This is a genomic window from Polaribacter sp. BAL334 (assembly GCF_015767435.1).
GTDB lineage: Bacteria > Bacteroidota > Bacteroidia > Flavobacteriales > Flavobacteriaceae > Polaribacter.
In genome coordinates, this window is record NZ_JADWOV010000298.1 from 1 (window position 1) to 20,013 (window position 20,013).

Genomic DNA, 20,013 nt, shown 5'->3' on the forward strand with positions numbered 1-20,013 from the left:
AATGGCAGTAGAAAAACCCTAAGCTAAAATCCAATAAATATTTTAGTAACTTTTTGTGAAGATTGTATAATGCTATAAAAACAGCTACAAAAATGCTTTTTTTATAAGGACTTGAAATATCCAACAGAAAATTTATTTATAGTAAAGTGTATGGAAAACTACTCCACAACACTATCAATCAAAATCGTCAATAAATCAATGGCAGCTTGCGCAATTTTGGTTCCAGGTCCAAAAACCCCTACAGCACCAGCATCAAACAGAAATTGATAATCTTGCGCAGGAATAACTCCACCCACAATAACCATGATATCTTCTCTTCCGTATCTTTTTAGTTCTTCAATGACTTGTGGCGCCAACGTTTTGTGACCAGCAGCCAACGAAGAAATGCCCAAAATGTGCACATCGTTTTCAACAGCTTGTTTGGTGGCTTCTTGTGGTGTTTGGAAAAGAGGTCCAATATCCACATCAAAACCCAAATCGGCATAACCAGTTGCTACAACTTTTGCGCCTCTGTCATGACCATCTTGTCCTAGTTTAGCTATCATAATTCGAGGACGTCTTCCTTCTAATTCAGCAAATTTATTTGCCAATTCTGCAGCTTTTTTGAATAATGAATCGTCTTTAATTTCTTTACTATACACGCCAGAAATGGTTTTATGTGTTGCTTTGTGTCTGCCAAATACAACTTCTAAAGCATCCGAAATTTCGCCTAAAGTCGCTCTGTTTCTGGCTGCTTTTACTGCCAAATCTAATAAATTTTTATCCTGATGAAGATCAGGATCATTAAAATTTTGAATAAATGTTGCAGCAGTTGTTAAATTTGCCAAAGATATTTTTACTTCCTCGTTATTTCTAGTCGCTTTTATGTGCTGCAATCGTTCAATTTGTGATTTACGAACAGCTTCATTGTCAACTTCTAACGTATGAATTGGGTCTTCTTCTTTTAATCGGAATTTATTAACACCCACAATCACATCTTGTCCACTATCTATTTTTGCTTGCTTTTTGGCAGCAGCTTCTTCAATTCGCATTTTAGGAATTCCCTTTTCAATGGCTTTGGTCATTCCACCCAATTCTTCCACTTCATTGATGAGTTCCCATGCTTTATTGGCAATTGTTTCTGTGATTTTTTCGAGATGATAACTGCCTGCCCAAGGATCAACAGTTTTGGTGATGTGCGTTTCTTCTTGTAAATAAATTTGGGTATTTCTGGCAATTCTAGCCGAAAAATCAGTAGGCAAAGCAATGGCTTCATCCAAAGCATTGGTGTGCAAACTTTGTGTTCCTCCAAAAACTGCAGCCATTGCTTCAATAGTAGTTCTGGCAACGTTGTTGAAAGGATCTTGTTCGGTTAAACTCCAACCACTTGTTTGAGAATGTGTTCTTAAAGCCAGCGATTTTTCATCTTTTGGATGAAATTGTTTCACGATTTTTGCCCACAACATTCTAGCAGCGCGCATTTTTGCAATTTCTTGGAAATGATCCATACCAATTCCCCAAAAAAATGACAATCTTGGCGCAAAAGTATCAATATCCATACCTGCTTCCAATCCTTTACGGATGTATTCTAATCCGTCTGCAAGCGTGTATGCCAATTCAATTTCAGGAGTGGCACCAGCTTCTTGCATGTGATATCCTGAAATAGAAATCGAATTGAATTTGGGCATATTTTTGCTGGTATAACTGAAAATATCCGCAATGATTTTCATAGAAGGTGTAGGAGGATAGATGTACGTATTTCGTACCATAAACTCTTTCAAAATATCATTTTGAATCGTACCAGAAAGTTGTTCAATGGCAACTCCTTGTTCTTCAGCAGCCACAATAAAAAATGCTAAAATGGGCAAAACAGCGCCATTCATGGTCATAGAAACTGACATTTTATCTAAAGGGATTTGGTTGAAAAGCAATTTCATATCTTCCACAGAATCAATGGCTACACCAGCTTTCCCAACATCACCCTGAACGCGTTCGTGGTCAGAATCATAGCCTCTGTGTGTTGCCAAATCAAAGGCAACAGACAACCCTTTTTGTCCCGCTTCTAAATTTCTTCTGTAAAAAGCATTGCTTTCTTCAGCGGTTGAAAAACCTGCATATTGTCTAATTGTCCAAGGTCTTTGAACGAACATGGTTGCATAAGGTCCTCTTAGATTGGGCGCAATTCCTGCTATAAAATCTTCATGTGGAAATGCCCCTCCCAACCTTTTCAAAGGGGAGGAGTTTTTATTAGAACTCAATAATTTTATATTTGAAAAATCTTTTCTACTCATTGTCTATTCTTTCTTTTTCAACGGTTTCTGAAAGTCTTTTTCTAGTAATTGGCGTCAACAACGTTTTGATATTTCGTTGTTTGGTAAAAGGATAGATTTCCAACTCATTTTTCATGCGATCATGGTTGTTTTGTTGCAAATTTGTGCCCACCAAAACAATTTTTTTGAGGATGAAATCAGTCTCTTCTTTTTGTGCGCTTTCTTTGATTTTTTTCTGAATCACTCCTGATTTTAATTGATCAAGAAATCCACCACCTTTTTCAATTTGCTTGAAAATAGTCAATCCTTTTTCTGCCAATTGTGAAGTGATGGCATCAATATAATAACTTCCATCAGCAATATTTTGTGCCTCTTGTAAATAACTTTCTTGTTGTAAAATCAACAATTGGTTTCTTGAAATACGTTCGCCAAATTCATTTGATTTGTGAAAAATAGCATCATAAGAAACATTGGAAATCGTGTTTGAACCTCCTAAAATAGCACTCATACATTCAGAAGTTGTTCGTAACATATTGACATTGTAATCGTAAATGGTTTTGTTGCGCAAACTGGGTTGTGTAAAAATATGTGCCGTCGAATTTTCAATTCCATATTCATTGAGTAAGGTTTCCCACAAAATTCGGAAAGCTCTGATTTTTGCAATTTCAAAGAAATAATTACTACCCACAGCAAATGAAAAATGCATATTTTTAGCAATTTCTTTTCCAAAATGCAATAAATACTCATTTGCATGTGCTAAAGCATATCCTAACTGTTGCGAAATGGTGGCACCTGCATTTTGATACAAATCCAATGAAACTGATATTGAATTTTTACAAGAATTTGAAATGTTTTTAAGTCTTTTATGGTCTTCATTTAGATTAAAAAACCAATTGCCATTTTCGGCCAAATTTCCAATAATGTCTGTTTGGAAAAATACGTTTTCTGAATCACAAAATTTTGATAATTCAATCTGAAAAGTATCTTCTAAAAAGGAAAACTGAAAATAAATAAGGATTGATTTTACATCAATATGTGCCAATACTTTTTGATAATCAAAAGGTTTGTTTGCTTTGAAATGAATAGCTGTTGCGCCTCTTTTTAGAGCATCTTTAGCCAAGAAATTGGCTGTTTTTTCGTCATCAATAAAAACATTTTGACAAATATGAAATCCTTTTTTTGGAAGATTTATAGGGGTATTTTTGCAATCTTCTTTTGTGTAAAAAGGTTTTACAAGAATACCTTCATCCGTTTTCCAAAGTAAGGTTTCATAAGAACCGCCTTTCAATTCTGCTTGAATTTTTTGTTTCCAAGCTGCTGCTGAAACTGGCGAAAATTCGTCAAATAAGAAATGGCTCATTATTTTTTTATTGTATCAAATTCAATGATATAAATTTCTTCATTTTCTTTTTTCATTAAATATTGCTCTCTAGCAAATCGTTCTAATTCTAGAGAATCTTGCAATTTTTTAATGATGTTTTTATCTTCTTCTATTTTATTTTTATAAAAATTGATAGAGTTTTCTAAATCTTCTATTTCTCTATCAAATTTTTTGTGAATTAAATAGGAGTTTTCATCAAAAAAAAGCATCCAAATAATGAATGGAACTAGAATCATTACAAAAATATTTGTAAAGAATTTATAGAATTTATTGCCTTTAATATTTTTAAAAAAACTCATTTTATAGTCGTTCGTTTATCACAGTTCGCACAATATCAACAGCTACTGTATTGAATTTGTCATTGGGAATAATGATGTCAGCAAAATTCTTAGTTGGTTCTATAAACTGCTGATGCATAGGTTTTAAGGTGTCTTGATATCGATTTAAAACTTCGTCAATATCTCTTCCTCTTTCAGTAATATCTCTACGAATTCTTCGAATCAAACGTTCGTCAGTATCTGCATGAACAAAGATTTTGATGTCGAATAAATTTCGCAATTCTTCATTATTGAAAATCAAAATTCCTTCTACAATCACCACTTTTCTTGGATGCGTTTGAATCGTATCTATAGTTCTGTTGTGAGTCACAAAAGAATACACAGGTTGTTCAATGATTTTTCCTGATTTTAGGTCTTTTAAATGCTGTACTAACAATTCAAAATCAATCGCTCTTGGATGATCAAAATTGATTTTTGTGCGTTCTTCATAGGACAAATTATCAGTAGCTCTGTAATAGGAATCCTGCGAAATTACACAAACTTCATCCGAAGGAAAATGTTTGATGATTTGATTGACAACCGTTGTTTTTCCACTTCCAGTTCCTCCTGCAATTCCTAATACTAACATAAATGAGCACCAATTTTAATGAATATTTTACGAAAGTAGTAAGATTTTATAAATTGATGAAATTATTAATTTTTATGTGCTTCGCTTTTAAATCAAACATCAAGTTGTACAGCCCAAAAAAAGTACGATTCATATAGATAAAATGCTTAGAACCTCTACTGGCATTGTAAGAACGTAATTCTGTGTTTTTTGCATAACGCTCTCCAAACTCAGCAATTTTTCCAAAGAAAGTTTCATCAGAAAAATCAAATGTTTCAACGTGAAAAGGTTTCGAAAAAATACCTAACATTTCATGAAACATTTCGCTAAAAAAGGCCAATTCTTCTTTGCTATCATCTTTTCTTAGGATTTCTAAATCAAACATTTTTTCTTCAAAAAGTGCTTTATCTAATAAGGTTTCTGGTTTTGCCAATTCAAAATAAGGATTGTAAAAATCCAATGGAATGGTTTTCATACAACCAAAATCAAGCGCAATTAAAGTGCCTTCTTCTGATATTAAAAAGTTTCCAGGATGAGGATCTGCATGTACTTTTTTCAATACGTGAATCTGAAACATATAAAAATCCCACAAAGCTTGTCCAAGTGCATTTGCAGTTTCTTGATTGGTATTGATGTTGGTAAATTCAGACAAGTGAATGCCATTCATCCAATCCATTGTGATGATTTGTTTGGATGAAAATTCCTCGTAATAATTTGGAAATGAAAGATTTGGAATGTGTTTGCAAGCCTCCACAATTTCTTTTCCTTGCGCAACTTCTAGGATATAATCTGTTTCTTCTAGCAACTTATCTTGCACTTCAAAAAAGTATTCATCAGACATTTTTCCTTTCATATTGAACATTCTTATCACAAAAGGTTTTAGCAATGCCAAATCCGATTTTATGCTTTCAGAAACGCCTGGATATTGAATTTTGACAGCCAATTTTTTTCCATCTTTTTCAGCTTTGTGAACCTGACCAATACTTGCAGCATTGTAAGCTTTTGTATCAAAAACATCAAAAATTTCTGATGGAAATTTGCCAAAACTTTTCTTGAATGTTTTCAAAACTAAGGCTTCAGAAAGTGGTGGAACAGAAAATTGTGCCAATGAGAATTTTTCTACATAGGCTCTAGGCAAAATACTTTTTTCCATGCTCAACATTTGCGCTACTTTTAAAGGACTTCCTTTTAAATCTTTTAAGCTGTCATAAATGTCTTCAGCATTGTTTTTATTGAGATTTTCTCTGGCATCTGCTTCAGAATTGACCATTTTTTCTCCATAATATTTGAGGTAATTAACCCCTACTTTTGCACCTGTTTTTACCAACTTTGATGCACGTTGGATTTTTGAAATTGGAATACTATTGGCTTTTTTCATTGCTTATTGGGCGTTTTTTTGAAAGGTTTCTTTATAAACAAACTTCCCAAGGTCAAATGCATTTTTTAAAAATTTATTTTCTAAAAGTTCAAAGCTGGTATTGATTGATTTTTCGATGAATATATCTGTTTTTTCAAAAGATTCTGATGTGTCATCCATCCAAAATTTGATGGTGAAAAACAATTGAAACCACAAAGATTGGTTGATGAATTTTTGCTGAATATTTTCTAAACCTTCCACAGGAATGATACTTTCGGAAAGTTTTAAATCATCAACAAAATGTATAAAACTCTTTTTTAGGCTTGATAATGTTGAAAAAGAGTGATATTGATTTTTGCATCCTTTTAAGGAAATCAACACAAACTCTCTGTTGAGGGTTAAGTTTTCAAAAAAAGTAAAATACAAACTGATGAGTTTATTTTTATTATCGAATGTGGCAAATTCTTCGCTTTCATTTAACACATCAATTGAATTTAAAAATAGCTCTTTGAAAATGGCTTTTTCCACTTTCTTTAGTGAAGAAAAATAAGCTAAAAAATCATCTTCATTGATTTTTGCTTCTTTACAAAAATCACTAATTTCAGTTGGTTTTTCTTCATTTTTAATGACATACTCCATGTAAATGGTAAAAATGTCATCTCTTGAAATTTTCTTCTTTTTTGCCATAAAAAATTTTATTGTGCAAAAATACGAAACGTTTTACCGTTCAAAGAAAATCTGACCTATATAAAAACAAAAAACCAAGTTAAAATTAACTTGGTTTAAAATAAATGTGGACGTAATTTTAAGCAAATAGTTTGCTAATACGCTCTTTTCCTTTTGCAAAATGATTTTTGTAAGTTTCCAAAGCATCAAACACCATATTTTGTTGATTTTCCATCAATTTGATGCTTGCTTTTAACGCTTTGTCAGTGACTTGCTGCCATTGAGTTGCCACCGAAATTCCTTCAGTTACAATTTCTTCTGTTTTATGCAACGCAAATTCATTGGCTTTCATTGCGTTTACTTTGGTAGTTTCAATTGCTTTTGAAACTTTTTCTGAGATGTTTACTTTTTTCATAATTTCTATGATTTGATATGTTTATTTTATTTTTTTGTCCAGTTTTTTACTGCTTCAAAATCTCCTTTCATGGCTAGTTTTGCTTGTGCTTTCCAACCATTTAAATCGTAAATTTTAGCATTGACACCAGCATTATTTAACAAATTTGTCAAGTCTTTGATGGTCATTTTTGCGATTTGCTCATAAGCAGTAATGTTCAACTCATTCAATGATTTTTCCAAAACAGGCCCAATTCCTTTGATGATTTTTAAATCATCTACTATTGCTGATTTTTCAACAACTACTTCAACTTTTGAAGTTTCCTCTTTCTTTTTTGGAGCTGCTTTTTTAGCTTTTGGAGCCTCTTTTTTTGGTTCATCAGCTAAAATTTCGTCAGTATAATTCTCCACTTTTTCTTTTACTTCTTCAATAGTTTCAGTAATATTTTTTTTTATTTTACCTGCTATTTTTTCTGCTTTTTTCACAAATTTGTTATTTGCAACTTCTTTTTCAATCTTGTTTTTCATCTCTTCAGCTTTTTCAACCAAAGGATTTTCATTGAATTTTTTCTTTGCAATTTCAACCATTTTGTGGTCATAACCCACCAAATGTTTCAAACGCTCAGTGCTTGTTTCCAATTGACTTTTGATAGATTCTGCAGTTTCAACAACCATATTGATTTGTTGTTTTGTTAACGGCTCAGCTTTTTTAAGCATTTTTGCTGTTAATTTTTGCCATTTTTCACCCGTTTTTACAGTCGTTTCAATTGCATTGAAAGACGCATCAATCAAATCATTATTGATTTTTTTTACGATTGCTTTTGCTTGTCCTAATTTGTTTTCTTTTTTTGACTTTTTAGTTGCCATAATATATCCTTTTTATTATTTTTTTAAATTTGATACTGCAAATGTAAATTTGTTGGGTTACAACTGAGTTACATCTTTGTTTTGTAAATATTTTTTTTACTTTTTATTTACTACTGCAAATGTAAGTTGGAAAAGTTACAACTGAGTTACAAAACTGTAACTTATTGAAAGTTAGTGAATATCTTCAATTCTTTGTAGTAATTTTTTGGTTTCAGGAAGTGGTGAAATGCCATATTCCTCTTCAAGAATTATTTCGCATTTTAGATACGTTTTTAATGCTTGTGGTCTGTTTCCTTTTGCCAAATATCCTTGCATTTGAATGCGATAAGCATCTTCCCAAGTGGCATCAATTTCCAACGCATTTTGTGCCAAACGAATGCTTTCTATAGGATTTTCATCTACTTTTATTTCTGCTAAAGTGATGTACGTTCCTAAAATCAATAATTGATTTTTTTCACGTTCTTCAGAAGTCCAATCTTCGAAAATTCTACTTGGCAAAAACGATCCTTTATACAATTCAATCGCATTTTTGTAGGCTATTTTTGCCACTTCTTTATCAGTGATATAGGCTTCGTTTCCAATAATTATATACTTTTCTAAGGCTTCAACATCAATCCAAACTTTCTCTAAATCAATTTGATAGCTCACGCCTTGTCTGATAATAAAATTAGGCTCTGTTCTATTGATTCTGTTAGGTTCCAATACTTTTTGAATTCCATGAAGTGCTACTTTAAAATCGCGATCATCCCAATCTTCCCACAAATGATCCATGATTTTTTCTTTGTGTAGCGCATTTTTTTTTCGATTAGAAATAAAATATTGTAGCAATTGAATGGATTTATCACGTCCCCATTCTTTGTCGTTAATTTTTTCTTGATTTCTCCACAATACAAAATTCCCAAGCGTTTGAATTCGAATTTCAGCTTGTTCTTCAAATGATTTTAATTCTTGTATTTGTTGGCGTAAATCAGACATTAAAAACGTTTTATTTTTTTTGATTGTCTATTTTGTTTGACAATTTTTTGATTTCTGATGCCAATTCTTCAATCTGATGTTGCATTTTGTGAAAGTCAGATTTTGAAGCATTTTTCCATTGATCTATTTGTACTTTTTCGCCAATTTCTTCGGTGATTGTTGTAAATTGATCTTGGATTTGGTCTTGAAACTGATGAAACTGTTTTTTTGGATCTTTTAATGTATCTCTCAACACTTTTGGACCTACATCTTTGATCGTTTTCCACATTGATAAACTTTTCTGTAAGATATTTTCTTGTTCTTCAGATGTTTGGTGTTTTGTTGCTTCTTCAGTTAGTGTATTTAATTTTTGCTGCATAAATGTCAAAGCATCTTTAAAATCAGAAAAACGCTTTTCACTTCCATCTTGGACATGCGTAATTTTCCCTTTCCATTGAATTTTAGATTCACCATTTTCATCAAAAATTTGTTGGTGAAAACGTACCATAAAAGAGGCTGTTTGTTCTTGTTTTTTAGTCATTATTTGTCAATTTATCCAGGTTCTTTTTCAGAGCCCACTTCGTATTTTATCAATCCTTTAAAAGCGTCATTTACCGTATTTCCTTCGTATAAAACTTTGTAAATTTCGGTTGAAATTGGCATGTCTACTTTATATTCTTTTGCGAGCTCCATCACTACTTTTGCAGTTTTTACACCTTCAGCAACTTCGTTCATTTCGCTAATAATTTCTTCTAATTTTTTTCCTTTTCCCAGTTGAAATCCCACGTGATGATTTCTACTTTTTGAACTTGAACAAGTGGCCACTAAATCGCCCATTCCAGCCAATCCTGCAAAGGTGCTTTTTTTTCCACCCATAGCAACTCCCAATCTTGTGAGTTCAGACAATCCTCTAGTGATAATTGCTGCACGTGTATTATCTCCAGCATTTGCGCCATCACCCATTCCAGTGGCAATTGCAATAATATTTTTTAAAGCGCCACCCAATTCGCAACCAATGACATCATCATTCGTGTAAACTCTGAATAATCCAGAGCTAAAAACCGATTGTAATCTTGTAGCAATATTGTGATCAACCATGGCAATTACTGCAGCAGCCGCTTTTCCAAAATGTATTTCTTTTGCCAAATTGGGTCCTGTTAAAACTCCTGCAGGATTTTCTGGTAGAATTTCCTCAATAATTTCAGTCATTCTTTTTTTTGTGCTTAATTCTAGTCCTTTAGCGAGATTTATAATTGGAACCCAAGGTCTTATATGTGGTTTTGCCTCTTCTAAAACTTTGCGTAAACTCTGTGAAGGAACTCCCATGACAATCACATCAGCATCTTCCACAGTTTTTTTGATGGATGTTGAGGCTCTTAATGATGGTGTTAATTTTGCATGAGGCAAATATTTTTCATTGGTATGAAATTGATTGATTTCGTTGACAATTTCTTCATCTCTTGCCCAAATAATGGTTGGGCTATTTTTTGCAGTCAATGAGGCAACTGTTGTTCCCCAAGACCCTCCACCTAACAATCCAACTTTTAGTTTCATATGCAGATATTTATTGATTTTAATTTTCTAATTCTTTGATGTATAAATTTCGAAGGTCTTCAACATACATATCAATATATTTTGGTTTCCATTCAGAGGTGTCAATAGCATCTAAAACGACGACTTCAATAGCTGTTGGATTGAAAATATTGCTGCCTTTTGGCATGGCTAAATACGCATTTTTTATCACAATGGGTACTATTGGAACACCAGCTTTCATCGCTAAATGAAAAGCACCTTTTTTAAATTGCCCTATTTTTTTACTGCCACTTCTTGTCCCTTCAGGTGCAATCACAATAGAAGTTCCGTTTTTGAGCGCTTCAACAGCAGGTTTTAATGCTGATATGGCTTTTTGTTTATCAGTTCTATCAATAAAAATAGCGCCTAAGGCTTTGAAAATTGGACCTAAAGGTGTGTATTCCAATTCTTTTTTTGCAACTCCAGCAATGTCTTTTCTCAGAATTTTCAATAAAATAAAAAAATCCGCAGAACTTTGGTGATTGAAACAAAAAACAGCAGGTCTGTTTTCTTCTAAAATATGTTTTCCTTTTATGGCAATTTCCAAACCAGCGAATTTGGTTCCCAAATCTCCAATACTCGCCAAGGTTGTATTTCTACCTTTTTTCACATCCATAAGGAAACCTCCTTTTAACAATCCTTTCAATGCTGAAGGATAAATACTTGCAGCTGCCAAACCTGTTCGAAGTCCATTCACCAGTGGTTTTTTGGTGTTTTCCTTGAAACGTAAAATAGGCCAATTATTTTCAAATGCAACTTGCGAAAGTCTAACATCTGGATTTGTCGCAATGGGTTTTCCAACCAATTCTAGCAGCGGAAAATCATCAAAACTATCTGTGTAAAAAAAACTTTTTGATAAATCAATGGCATTTTTTTTAGCGAACTTTTTGCCTGCTTTTGCTTTTCCTTCAGCCCAACAAATTTCATTGATTTCCCCCGTGAATTTTCCTCTTTTCACCTCCATTTCAGTACAAAAAATATCAGAAACACCCAATTCTTTTGCGATTGGTAAAATTTGATAACGAGTTGCAGCGGAAATGATGACCACTTTATGACCTTTATTTTGATGAGAGGCTATCAAGGATTTTGCCTCAGGATACAATGTATTCATCAAATAATCTTGATAGACTTCTTCTCCTAATTGTATAAATTCTTGTTCTTTTACATCTTTAATTCCCAAAGCTGCAATTTTGGTAAGGGTTTCAAAATCTCTATTTCCAGCTGCATATACTAAGATTGAAGCAAATTGAGAAAGAATTTCTTTTGGAGTTGATTTGCCACTCAATAATCTTGATTTTAAAAATTGTTTTGCAGAAAAATCGTTGATTAATGTTCTGTCCACATCAAAAAATGCAGCAATATGACTCCCTTCTTCATCATCTATAATCACATTATTGTTGTCAATTCCAGGAACAAGTTTTTCTGTAAAATCTTCTTTTATTTTTTTTGAATTGACCAATTCTAATTTCTGTAAAAATAACAAACGCTCTGTTAGATTTTCATTGAACTCCATCCATTTTTGAATAGCTTTTGTGTCAATTGTATCATTAATTGGCGTTAATTTATTATTTTTAACTAATCGTAAAGCACTGATTAAAAAAGGTTTAGTGGCGCTTTCAATTCTGCTAATACTATTTTGCCAATGCAATTCCTTTCCTTTAAAAAGACACAATTCTATGAAAGTATCTTCATTAAATTCGTCTTCTAAATCCCATGTTTCAAGGGTGTAACAAACTACTTTATTGGCTTCTAAATACGTCAATAACAATGCTTTTGAAACAAATAATTCTTGTTTTGACAATAATTCTTCTATGTTTCCTTCTGGATTACTCAGAATGCTTCTCCAGTTTTTATCAAAAAGAAGCATTTCAGCTTCAATTTCTGAGCTAAATTGAGGTTTGTTTGTATAGAAAAATTCGAATTTAAAGAGATTTCTGAGGTTCATGATTTCTTCCCAAAAAGCTACAATTCGTTCAGAAGCTTCTACATCTCTAATTTTTACCAAAGCCATTTCTATAAAAGCTCTGTGATATAAATGTGCAGCAGCCATGTTAGCATAGTAAGTTGCTGACAAAAATTCAGTAGCCTCTATATTGTATTGAGTTTTATAACCTGCTTTATTTTTTTGAATGATACCAGCACTTTTTAACAAGTTCAATGCTTTTTGAACTGACGCACTAATACTTTTTCCACGCTCAATCAAAACGTCTTTTTTGCGTTGGTCAATATAATTCATCAATTTGATGACATTCAACTCAATTTCTCTTTTTGTCAATGCAAAATTGTTCAATAAAATAGTACAAACCAATGAAACTGTGGTTACTGGCGTAATCATATTTGCTTTGTGAATCAGTTCAAAAGCAAATCTGGGCAATGTATTTTGGTGCGCATAATTGTCTTCGTCAATATCAGGAATCAACGCATTTTGATGTTCTAAAGCATCAACAGGATCTCCAAAACGAATGGCTGCTTTTCCGAATTCATTGCCTAATTTTTTGATGTAATTCAGGAAAACACCAATATCTTCTGATTTTTTTTCCTTGCCTTTTCCTTCTTCTGTCATTTCTTTTACATCAGGAATCAAATCATATACAATAGAAACAGGAACATATTTGATGTTTTTGCTACTTGCATTTTCACCTTCCATAATGTATTTTAAAATCCCCATTTGTGGATATACAATTTTTCCAGTTCTGGAGCGAGTTCCTTCAATATTCCAAGTTAAATGATCTCCATTTTCTATCAAACAAGAAATATAATGTTTCAAGGATGCCTTGTAAATTTGATCATCTTTAAAACTTCTTCTGATAAAAATGATGCCCGATTTTTTTGCTAATTGTTTAAAACCAGGAAACGCTAAATTGATTCCGCCAAATGAATAGGGAATTGGCATTCCGTAACTTGCCAATGTTGAAACTAGTACAACAGTATCCAAATAGGTTTTGTGCGTCAAAATAAATGAAACTGAATTTTGACGCATCAGTTTCATTAAATTTTTGATTTCTTGCGTATTGACATCAATTTTATTGTTGTATGCTTTTTTCATCATCAATTGAAAACCTTTGATAGAAATCATATTTGCAATTGGATGTTGTTCAGAAAAAAGTTCTGCTATACATTCAGCCCCTTTTTTTTGAACTTCAGGCAAATCCATCTCCAGTTCTTGAGCTATTTTAGCTAACTCTTCTTGAAATTTTGGATGTTTGATACAATTTTCTAAACGATGTTCCATAATCAACTAAAAAAAAGATTTGTAAATTTTGAGATGCCTTTTTGTTTCCAAAAATCTGGATAAAATAGTTTTTCAGCTTTGGAAATAATGCCTTTTTGTTGCGTGTTTTCTATGTTTTCGTGCAACGTTTTTGCGACTGTAAGCAACACTGTTGCATTAGCTCCCATTCCTGAATGGCTTCCAAAAACCTCAATATTTTTAATATTATTTCTAAATGTTTCAGCTTCTAGACAGTGTTTCCAAGGAACCAAACCATCTGTTTTGGTGTAGATACACGTAATAGGAATTTGCGGAATCTGTTCTAATTCTTTGATGAGTTTTTCATTTCGTTCACGTAATTTTCTACCTCTTAAAAACTCTAAAGACCTAATTACAGGAGTTTGCATGTGTTTAATTCCCCAAACTGGAGAACCAATTGTGATGAGTTGTGCTACTTTTTCAGGATGTCTGTTTGCGATAATTTTTGCAAAAATTCCACCTCCACTCCAGCCAACCAAACTGACTTTTTCTTGGTGTTTTTCATAAATTTCATCTAGTTTTTCAATCAGTTTTGGCAAAGATTTAGAATTGATCATATTGATACCTAAATCCCATTTATAAGTTTTAAAACCTGCAGATTTTAAATATTTTCTTACAAAAGTGGTTGAATAATCATTTCCTAAATAAGGAGGCATTAACAGCACCGGTTTTTCAAATGCACTTTTATACCTCGGAATCAAATGATACAAACCAATCATGGTTGTCCATTCTACCAAAGACCTGCTTTCCAACAACACATTATACAATGGAGGAGGAGGAATAGTCCCATTGATTCGTTCAATTTCTTTTCTAAATTTTTGGATAACACTTTCGATTGTTTCTTTTTCGATGTTGTCAAAAACTTCTTTTTTAGATAAATTTTCAAGTAGTAAAATGAGTGTGATATAATCTCTATCAGGCCCAAAATCTTCACAAATTGTAATGCATTTTTGACATAGAGCAGGTAAGTTTTCTTTTCCTAAAGTTGTCTTGTTGATGATTTCATTCAACTGATTTTTATGCGGATGATTTTCAAATTCTTTACGGATACTATTTTTAGCTGCTGCTAAAGTTTCGCCTTGAGAAACTGCAATTGCAATCGCAAATTTTATAAAAGAGGTGTATACAATTTTGATACTTTCCATAGGTTATTTGTCGGCTTTTACTTTTAGGTTTAGCCAGTTTAAAAGGTCATTTTCAACCTCGATTTTATTGATTTCGTTTAGCATTTCGTGTCTTCCTCCTTTATAAATTTTCAAAGTAAGATCTTTTATACCTGCTTTTTTATAGTTCTCAGCAACTTTCAAAACTCCTTTTCCCATTTCTCCAACAGGATCTTGGTCTCCAGAAAATAAGTAAATGGGTAGGTTTTTCGAAGTTGCTAAAAAGGCATCAAATTCGTTTATTTTTTTAGTGGCTTGTAAAATATCTAAAAAAATGCTCAGTGAAAAATCCTCAATTCTAAGAGGATCAGCTTCAAATAAATCCACCTGTTTTTCATCACTACTTATCCAGTCAACAGATGTTCTATTGGGTTTAAAGGCCTTGTTAAATTGTGCAAAAAATAAATTTTTTAACAATTCATTACTTTTGTGTTTGCCATTCATTTTCGTAAAAAATTTGGCACTCAAAATTCCGAAAGCTCCTAAACCTCTCATAAAATTTCCTGTTCCTGATAAGATCAAAACTTCTAAATCTTTCCCAAATTTAATGGCATAAGCCCTGCTTAAAAAAGAACCCATACTATGACCAAGCAATACTATTTTATTTTTTGGATGCTCTTTTTGGATGATTTCAGAGAATTGACGCATGTCATTTAGCGCATCTTCAAAATAATCTTCACCATCATAATAGCCCAAATAATCTTCATTTTTTACAGATCTTCCATGATTTCTGTGATCGTTTGCATACACTTCAAATCCCTCATTTTGAAGTTTTTGAGCAATAGAATGATACCTTCCTGCATGTTCTCCAATACCATGAGCAATCTGAACAACTCCTTTGAAAGGTTTGTTTTCAGCAGCAAACCATTTGTAATAAAAGATGGTTTGATGATCAGGAGTTGTAAAAGTATCTGTTTTAAAATTCATGCATTATTGGTTGAAAAAAGCAGTTAATAATTTTAAAATCAGCGCTTTATTTTTTGAATTTCCTGAAATTTTAATTCTTTCTTGAATCATCACTTCTTTTAAAAGTAATTTTTTTCTGTATAATTGATACAACACCAAATCCTCAATTTCGATAGTGATCAATGCATTTTCCGAAACTTCTTTTTTGACGAAAACACCTTTTTCTGAGATTTCAATCTGAGTAGGAAAAACACTTTTTTCTGAAGTGATTTGAAAATCAATCAGACCTGTAAATTCATTCTGATAGTCATTATCCACTAAATATTTTTTGAATTTTGTGAAAAATGAATTGCTTTTCAAGGTTTCATTTTTAGGTTTTGGATGACGTTTTCCTCTTTCTAAAATGACAGCTTCCAATTCATTAGCAGCTTCTCTGATATACCTCGAAAATTTATCTGCATCAGGCATTGTTTTTGCATCTGATGTTGATGTAATGGAGACCAATCCATTGTAACTAAAAGCGGCAATAATCAATCCAAATCCATCTAAAACAGGTGTCAAACCAAAAATAGAAAGTATTTTTTGACCTCTCAAATACAGTGGATTTTGTGGTCCTGGAACATTGGTAATCGTCACATTAAAAGGCGGTTTGATAAATTCCTTGATGTTGTATTTGCTATAAATACCCGCAGCCAAATTTGCCAATCCAAAAGGGACAGCTTCTGCCATTTGTGCCAACGATTTTGCACCCACAGTTTTGTGTTTTTTCTTGCCCAAACTTGTTTGCTCATAAATATATTCCAAACGCTCAATGGGGTCTTTGATATGCGTGGCAATTTTTACTAGCATATTCGAAATTTGATTATTCAACGCTTGATTTTCTCCATTTCCACGAATAGAAATAGGAACATTTGCTACCAAAGGTTGTGAAGGAAGTTTTTCTCTTTCCTCTAAATATTTTCGAATTCCACCAGCGCAAATTGTCAAAATCAAATCATTGATAGTCACATCCATTATTTTTCGGAGCGTATTGATTCTTTCAAAAGATAAAATGGCAGTTCCCCAAGTTCTTCTGGGAGAAACATTTTTATTAAAAATGGTATTTGGAGTTGCAAAAGTTTTAAAAACCGTTTTTTTAGGACTCAGTTGTTTGCTGATTTTTCCTTGTAAAAAATACAAAGCAGTTTCGCTGGCTAATTTTGGAATCTTAAAAGGATTTTTTAAAAAATCTTGTGAACTTTTAATCAATAGGGTAATTTCATCGGGCAATGGTTCAGGGTCAAAAGGAATTGGTTTTGGAATTTCTTTTTCTTTTTCATCTGCGGATTTATCAAACAAAATACTCATAATTCCAACTCCAGAAGCGCCATCAATCATGACATGATGCACTTTTGAAACAATGGCAACAGAACCTTTTGGTACTTGCGAAACTGCGTCTAAACCTTCAATAAAATCAATTGACCACAAAGGTCTTCTTAAATCTAATGGATTGCTAAAAATGGAGGATGTCAATTCGCGCAGCGTTTTCCAATTTGCAGGCTCAGGAAGTCTGATTCTGTTGATATGTAAATCAATATCGAAATTTGGATCATCCACCCAATAAGGATAATCTAAATTCATAGGTACATTCAAAAGTCTTTTTCGAAACTTCGGAATTAAATGCAATTTCGAGGCAACAATTGCTTTGAAATCTTCAAATTTTAGAGAACCTTCTACAATTATCAACGTAGCAACATGCATGGGACTTGTGGGAGATTCTGCATATAAAAAAGTGGCGTCTTGACCAGAAATTTGCTCAAAAGAATTGCTTTTAACCTCTCCTAATAAATTTTTTAATAGCTTTTTTGCCATAAAATTTAATCATTAATGAATTTTTTGCCCTTAAAAATAAAGTAAAAGTAGAATTTCGCTTTACATTTTAGCAACTCTGCAAGATAAATAATTTTCAGATGATTTTCTAATAAATAAGAGCACTCAAATTTTTGAAAAATAAGCAACTATTTTTTTAAATATATTTCTTAATTTAAATAGGTTTTAAGTTCTATTTTATATAAAAATCCCGAATATTTTCGGGATTTTTAACTTTATGTATTTGAAAAATATATAGGGGTTCTATTTTTAAGAGGTTTAATTTTTTAGGCAATTTTTTTCAATTCTTTTATGATTTTTGCAAATTCTTCCGGTTTTTCTAACATTGGGAAATGTCCACAATTATCAATTAGCGCCATATTTTTTGATTGAATTTCAAGTAATTCTTTGATTTTTTGAAAAGATTCTATTGACTCATTTTCATCATTTTTACCCCAGATTACAAACTTATTTATGGATGATTTTTTCAAATTAGCCAGTCTTCTTTTACCAAAATTAGTGGTTTCTAACATGTAATTATCAATGAAATTCATTGTTTTGATGCCATTGTTATAATTTAGCATCTCCCAATAATTTTCAAGTTCTTCTTCACTTATTGCCTCTTTTTCGTAAAAGGAAACTTTCATATATTTTTTAAACATTTCATACGAAAGTGATAGTTTTACTAATGAAGATGTAAGTAATTGTTTTTGCAATTCTAGTTCAGATTCATCTTTTGTCAAAGCCAATTGAATTCTAGAGTTGATAAAAAAAATATCATCAATTTGCAAATCCACAAAGCCTAGGTCTATAATGCTCTCAATTTCATCAGTAATACAAACTCCAAAACCTTGTGCCATGATGGATACTTTTTTGATTTCTAATTCCCTCAACATTACAGTCAAAAGACTTGCTTGATCCTTTGCTGTGTAGAAAAAATTTTTTGGTTTGGAAGAAAATCCAAAACCTATTAAATCAGGAATTATTACTCTATATGATTTTCTTAATTCGTCAATAATTTTATAATAATCATAAGAACTAGTGGCAAATCCATGAAGAATTAATAGAATTTGATCTCCATATTCTGTATCTATGTAAGAAATTGTTTGTTCGGGAAGATGTATGGTTTTGTGATTTTTTTTCCATTCCATAAGATTTGCATTTTATGTTAACTAACAAATGTTTCTCTTTTCATTGCGTGAAAAGTAGTTTTATTGATTTCATCTAAAATCATTAATAACCATCTTTTTGGTTCATTTTCAATGGTGTAACAATTTCTGTTTTCAACCATATTGATATTTTCTTTCTTATACGTTGAAGTTAATAACAAAGTATCTTGAATATTTGTAAAATCGTCTTTTCTCCAAAAATAATGAACACGAACTTTTGATTCTTTCAAAGCATTGATCCATCTATGCCAGTATAAAAATATCTCTTCATTATAGCTACTTAGAATCAAAACTTCTTTTTGTTTTTCTTTAGTTTGAAAATTTTCCCAAATTACACGTACTTTTTCATTGTCCTTGTATTTCTCGTCGAAAGCACTATTATCATGTGCTGTAAAAAGTGATTTATCTTGATAATTTGCAAGGACTTCTTTATATTTTGGGAAATGTTTATTGCTGTTTAAATAGTAAATTGCATTGATGCTTGAGTATAATTGGTCACTATTATTCTTGGTAATTACAACATCTTTAATATGGAAAGGAATTAAGTTGTAATTTTTTTTGTGCAATATTTCTTTTGCAATCATTGCTCCATATTGAGATGCAATGATGGTAAAATCCTTCAATTTTAGTTTGCTATATAATTTTATGCAATCGTTGGCATGATCAAGAAGAGAATATGTATAATCTTGTGGATCATCAGAAAAACCAAATCCAGCATGATCGTGAATGATTACTCTATAATAATCCTTTAACATGTCAATAATTTGATGATAATCATAAGAGTTTAAAGGATACCCACTTATGATTACAATAGTTTCTTTTTCTGTTTTTATAGGGTCTGTATCGATTACAAATAATTTATTATTATCAACATTTACAAATTTTCCTAATTCTTTCCAATTTTGAGCTGTCATTTTATGTTATTAATGGGGGTTAATAATTTTTTTAAATACATTTCAAAGTTATTGATTAATCATAAATTGAAGATATAAATTCTTTTCTGGTTAGTAGTTGAAGGAATTTGAATATAAGTGTTTGTATTTAAGGAATAAGTGGTTTTTATTCATATGATTACTATGAATATTAGTTTTCAAAACTTTGCATAAAAGGAATTTTTATTCATTTTTAAATTAATGTTCAATTCTTATGTAATAAATAGAGAGAATCAATGAGAAGTATGATTTACCAATAAAAAAATCTTCTAGAATTTAGGGGATATTTCTAGAAGACTTTTTGATTTTAGGGGGTTTGAGGGAACTTTTTTTTAGGGGTTTTAGGGGTGTATTTATGAACTTTATATTCTTATTTACACAGTAAAATTACATCTTAAATTTCATAAAAACTCTAAAAATC

The 20,013-nt window shown here is 31.7% G+C and carries 17 protein-coding genes; all 17 read right to left on the reverse strand.

The annotated features are described in order from the left end of the window. Positions 1 to 158: 158 nt before the first annotated feature. Positions 159 to 2,270, reverse strand: coding sequence for a methylmalonyl-CoA mutase (gene scpA, locus IU405_RS09390; protein ID WP_197438351.1), 2,112 nt, complete (start codon positions 2,268 to 2,270; stop codon positions 159 to 161). Beyond that, positions 2,263 to 3,609, reverse strand: coding sequence for a methylmalonyl-CoA mutase subunit beta (locus IU405_RS09395; RefSeq protein ID WP_197438352.1), 1,347 nt, complete (start codon positions 3,607 to 3,609; stop codon positions 2,263 to 2,265). The genes scpA and IU405_RS09395 overlap by 8 nt, the downstream gene beginning before the upstream one ends. Then, positions 3,609 to 3,866 (reverse strand): FtsB family cell division protein, encoded by a 258-nt coding sequence (locus IU405_RS09400; RefSeq protein ID WP_317193365.1) that lies wholly within the window; start codon positions 3,864 to 3,866, stop codon positions 3,609 to 3,611. The genes IU405_RS09395 and IU405_RS09400 overlap by 1 nt, the downstream gene beginning before the upstream one ends. A 64-nt stretch (positions 3,867 to 3,930) precedes the next feature. Beyond that, a complete protein-coding gene (udk, locus tag IU405_RS09405; protein WP_197438354.1) occupies positions 3,931 to 4,536 on the reverse strand; it encodes a uridine kinase in 606 nt (201 codons plus the stop codon). Between the two features lie 46 nt (positions 4,537 to 4,582). Beyond that, complete coding sequence (locus IU405_RS09410; RefSeq protein ID WP_197438355.1) at positions 4,583 to 5,893, reverse strand: ABC1 kinase family protein; 1,311 nt, start codon at positions 5,891 to 5,893, stop codon at positions 4,583 to 4,585. Between the two features lie 3 nt (positions 5,894 to 5,896). Continuing rightward, a complete protein-coding gene (locus tag IU405_RS09415; RefSeq protein WP_197438356.1) occupies positions 5,897 to 6,559 on the reverse strand; it encodes a TetR family transcriptional regulator C-terminal domain-containing protein in 663 nt (220 codons plus the stop codon). Between the two features lie 118 nt (positions 6,560 to 6,677). Further along, complete coding sequence (locus IU405_RS09420; protein ID WP_197438357.1) at positions 6,678 to 6,953, reverse strand: hypothetical protein; 276 nt, start codon at positions 6,951 to 6,953, stop codon at positions 6,678 to 6,680. A 26-nt stretch (positions 6,954 to 6,979) separates the two neighbouring features. Then, positions 6,980 to 7,798: a hypothetical protein gene (locus IU405_RS09425; protein WP_197438358.1), complete on the reverse strand. Its 819-nt coding sequence runs from the start codon at positions 7,796 to 7,798 to the stop codon at positions 6,980 to 6,982. A gap of 171 nt (positions 7,799 to 7,969) precedes the next feature. Beyond that, positions 7,970 to 8,773, reverse strand: a complete 804-nt coding sequence (locus IU405_RS09430) for a bacterial transcriptional activator domain-containing protein (protein ID WP_197438359.1) — start codon at positions 8,771 to 8,773, stop codon at positions 7,970 to 7,972. Between the two features lie 10 nt (positions 8,774 to 8,783). Next, positions 8,784 to 9,293: a hypothetical protein gene (locus IU405_RS09435; protein ID WP_197438360.1), complete on the reverse strand. Its 510-nt coding sequence runs from the start codon at positions 9,291 to 9,293 to the stop codon at positions 8,784 to 8,786. A gap of 11 nt (positions 9,294 to 9,304) precedes the next feature. Continuing rightward, positions 9,305 to 10,306 carry an NAD(P)H-dependent glycerol-3-phosphate dehydrogenase gene (locus IU405_RS09440; RefSeq protein WP_197438361.1) on the reverse strand — a complete coding sequence of 334 codons (1,002 nt, stop codon included), beginning with the start codon at positions 10,304 to 10,306 and terminating at the stop codon, positions 9,305 to 9,307. A gap of 19 nt (positions 10,307 to 10,325) precedes the next feature. After that, positions 10,326 to 13,556: an HAD-IB family hydrolase gene (locus tag IU405_RS09445; RefSeq protein ID WP_197438362.1), complete on the reverse strand. Its 3,231-nt coding sequence runs from the start codon at positions 13,554 to 13,556 to the stop codon at positions 10,326 to 10,328. A 2-nt stretch (positions 13,557 to 13,558) separates the two neighbouring features. Beyond that, positions 13,559 to 14,719: an alpha/beta fold hydrolase gene (locus tag IU405_RS09450; protein WP_197438363.1), complete on the reverse strand. Its 1,161-nt coding sequence runs from the start codon at positions 14,717 to 14,719 to the stop codon at positions 13,559 to 13,561. A gap of 3 nt (positions 14,720 to 14,722) precedes the next feature. Further along, positions 14,723 to 15,664 carry an alpha/beta hydrolase gene (locus IU405_RS09455; RefSeq protein WP_197438364.1) on the reverse strand — a complete coding sequence of 314 codons (942 nt, stop codon included), beginning with the start codon at positions 15,662 to 15,664 and terminating at the stop codon, positions 14,723 to 14,725. Positions 15,665 to 15,667: 3 nt separating this feature from the next. After that, positions 15,668 to 17,494, reverse strand: a complete 1,827-nt coding sequence (locus tag IU405_RS09460; protein ID WP_197438365.1) for a WS/DGAT/MGAT family O-acyltransferase — start codon at positions 17,492 to 17,494, stop codon at positions 15,668 to 15,670. Positions 17,495 to 17,778: 284 nt separating this feature from the next. Beyond that, entirely contained in the window at positions 17,779 to 18,642 is an 864-nt protein-coding gene (locus IU405_RS09465; RefSeq protein ID WP_197438366.1) for an alpha/beta fold hydrolase, read from the reverse strand. 17 nt (positions 18,643 to 18,659) lie between these two features. After that, on the reverse strand, positions 18,660 to 19,574 hold the full coding sequence (locus IU405_RS09470) for an alpha/beta fold hydrolase (RefSeq protein ID WP_197438367.1): 915 nt from the start codon (positions 19,572 to 19,574) through the stop codon (positions 18,660 to 18,662). Positions 19,575 to 20,013: the final 439 nt, after the last annotated feature.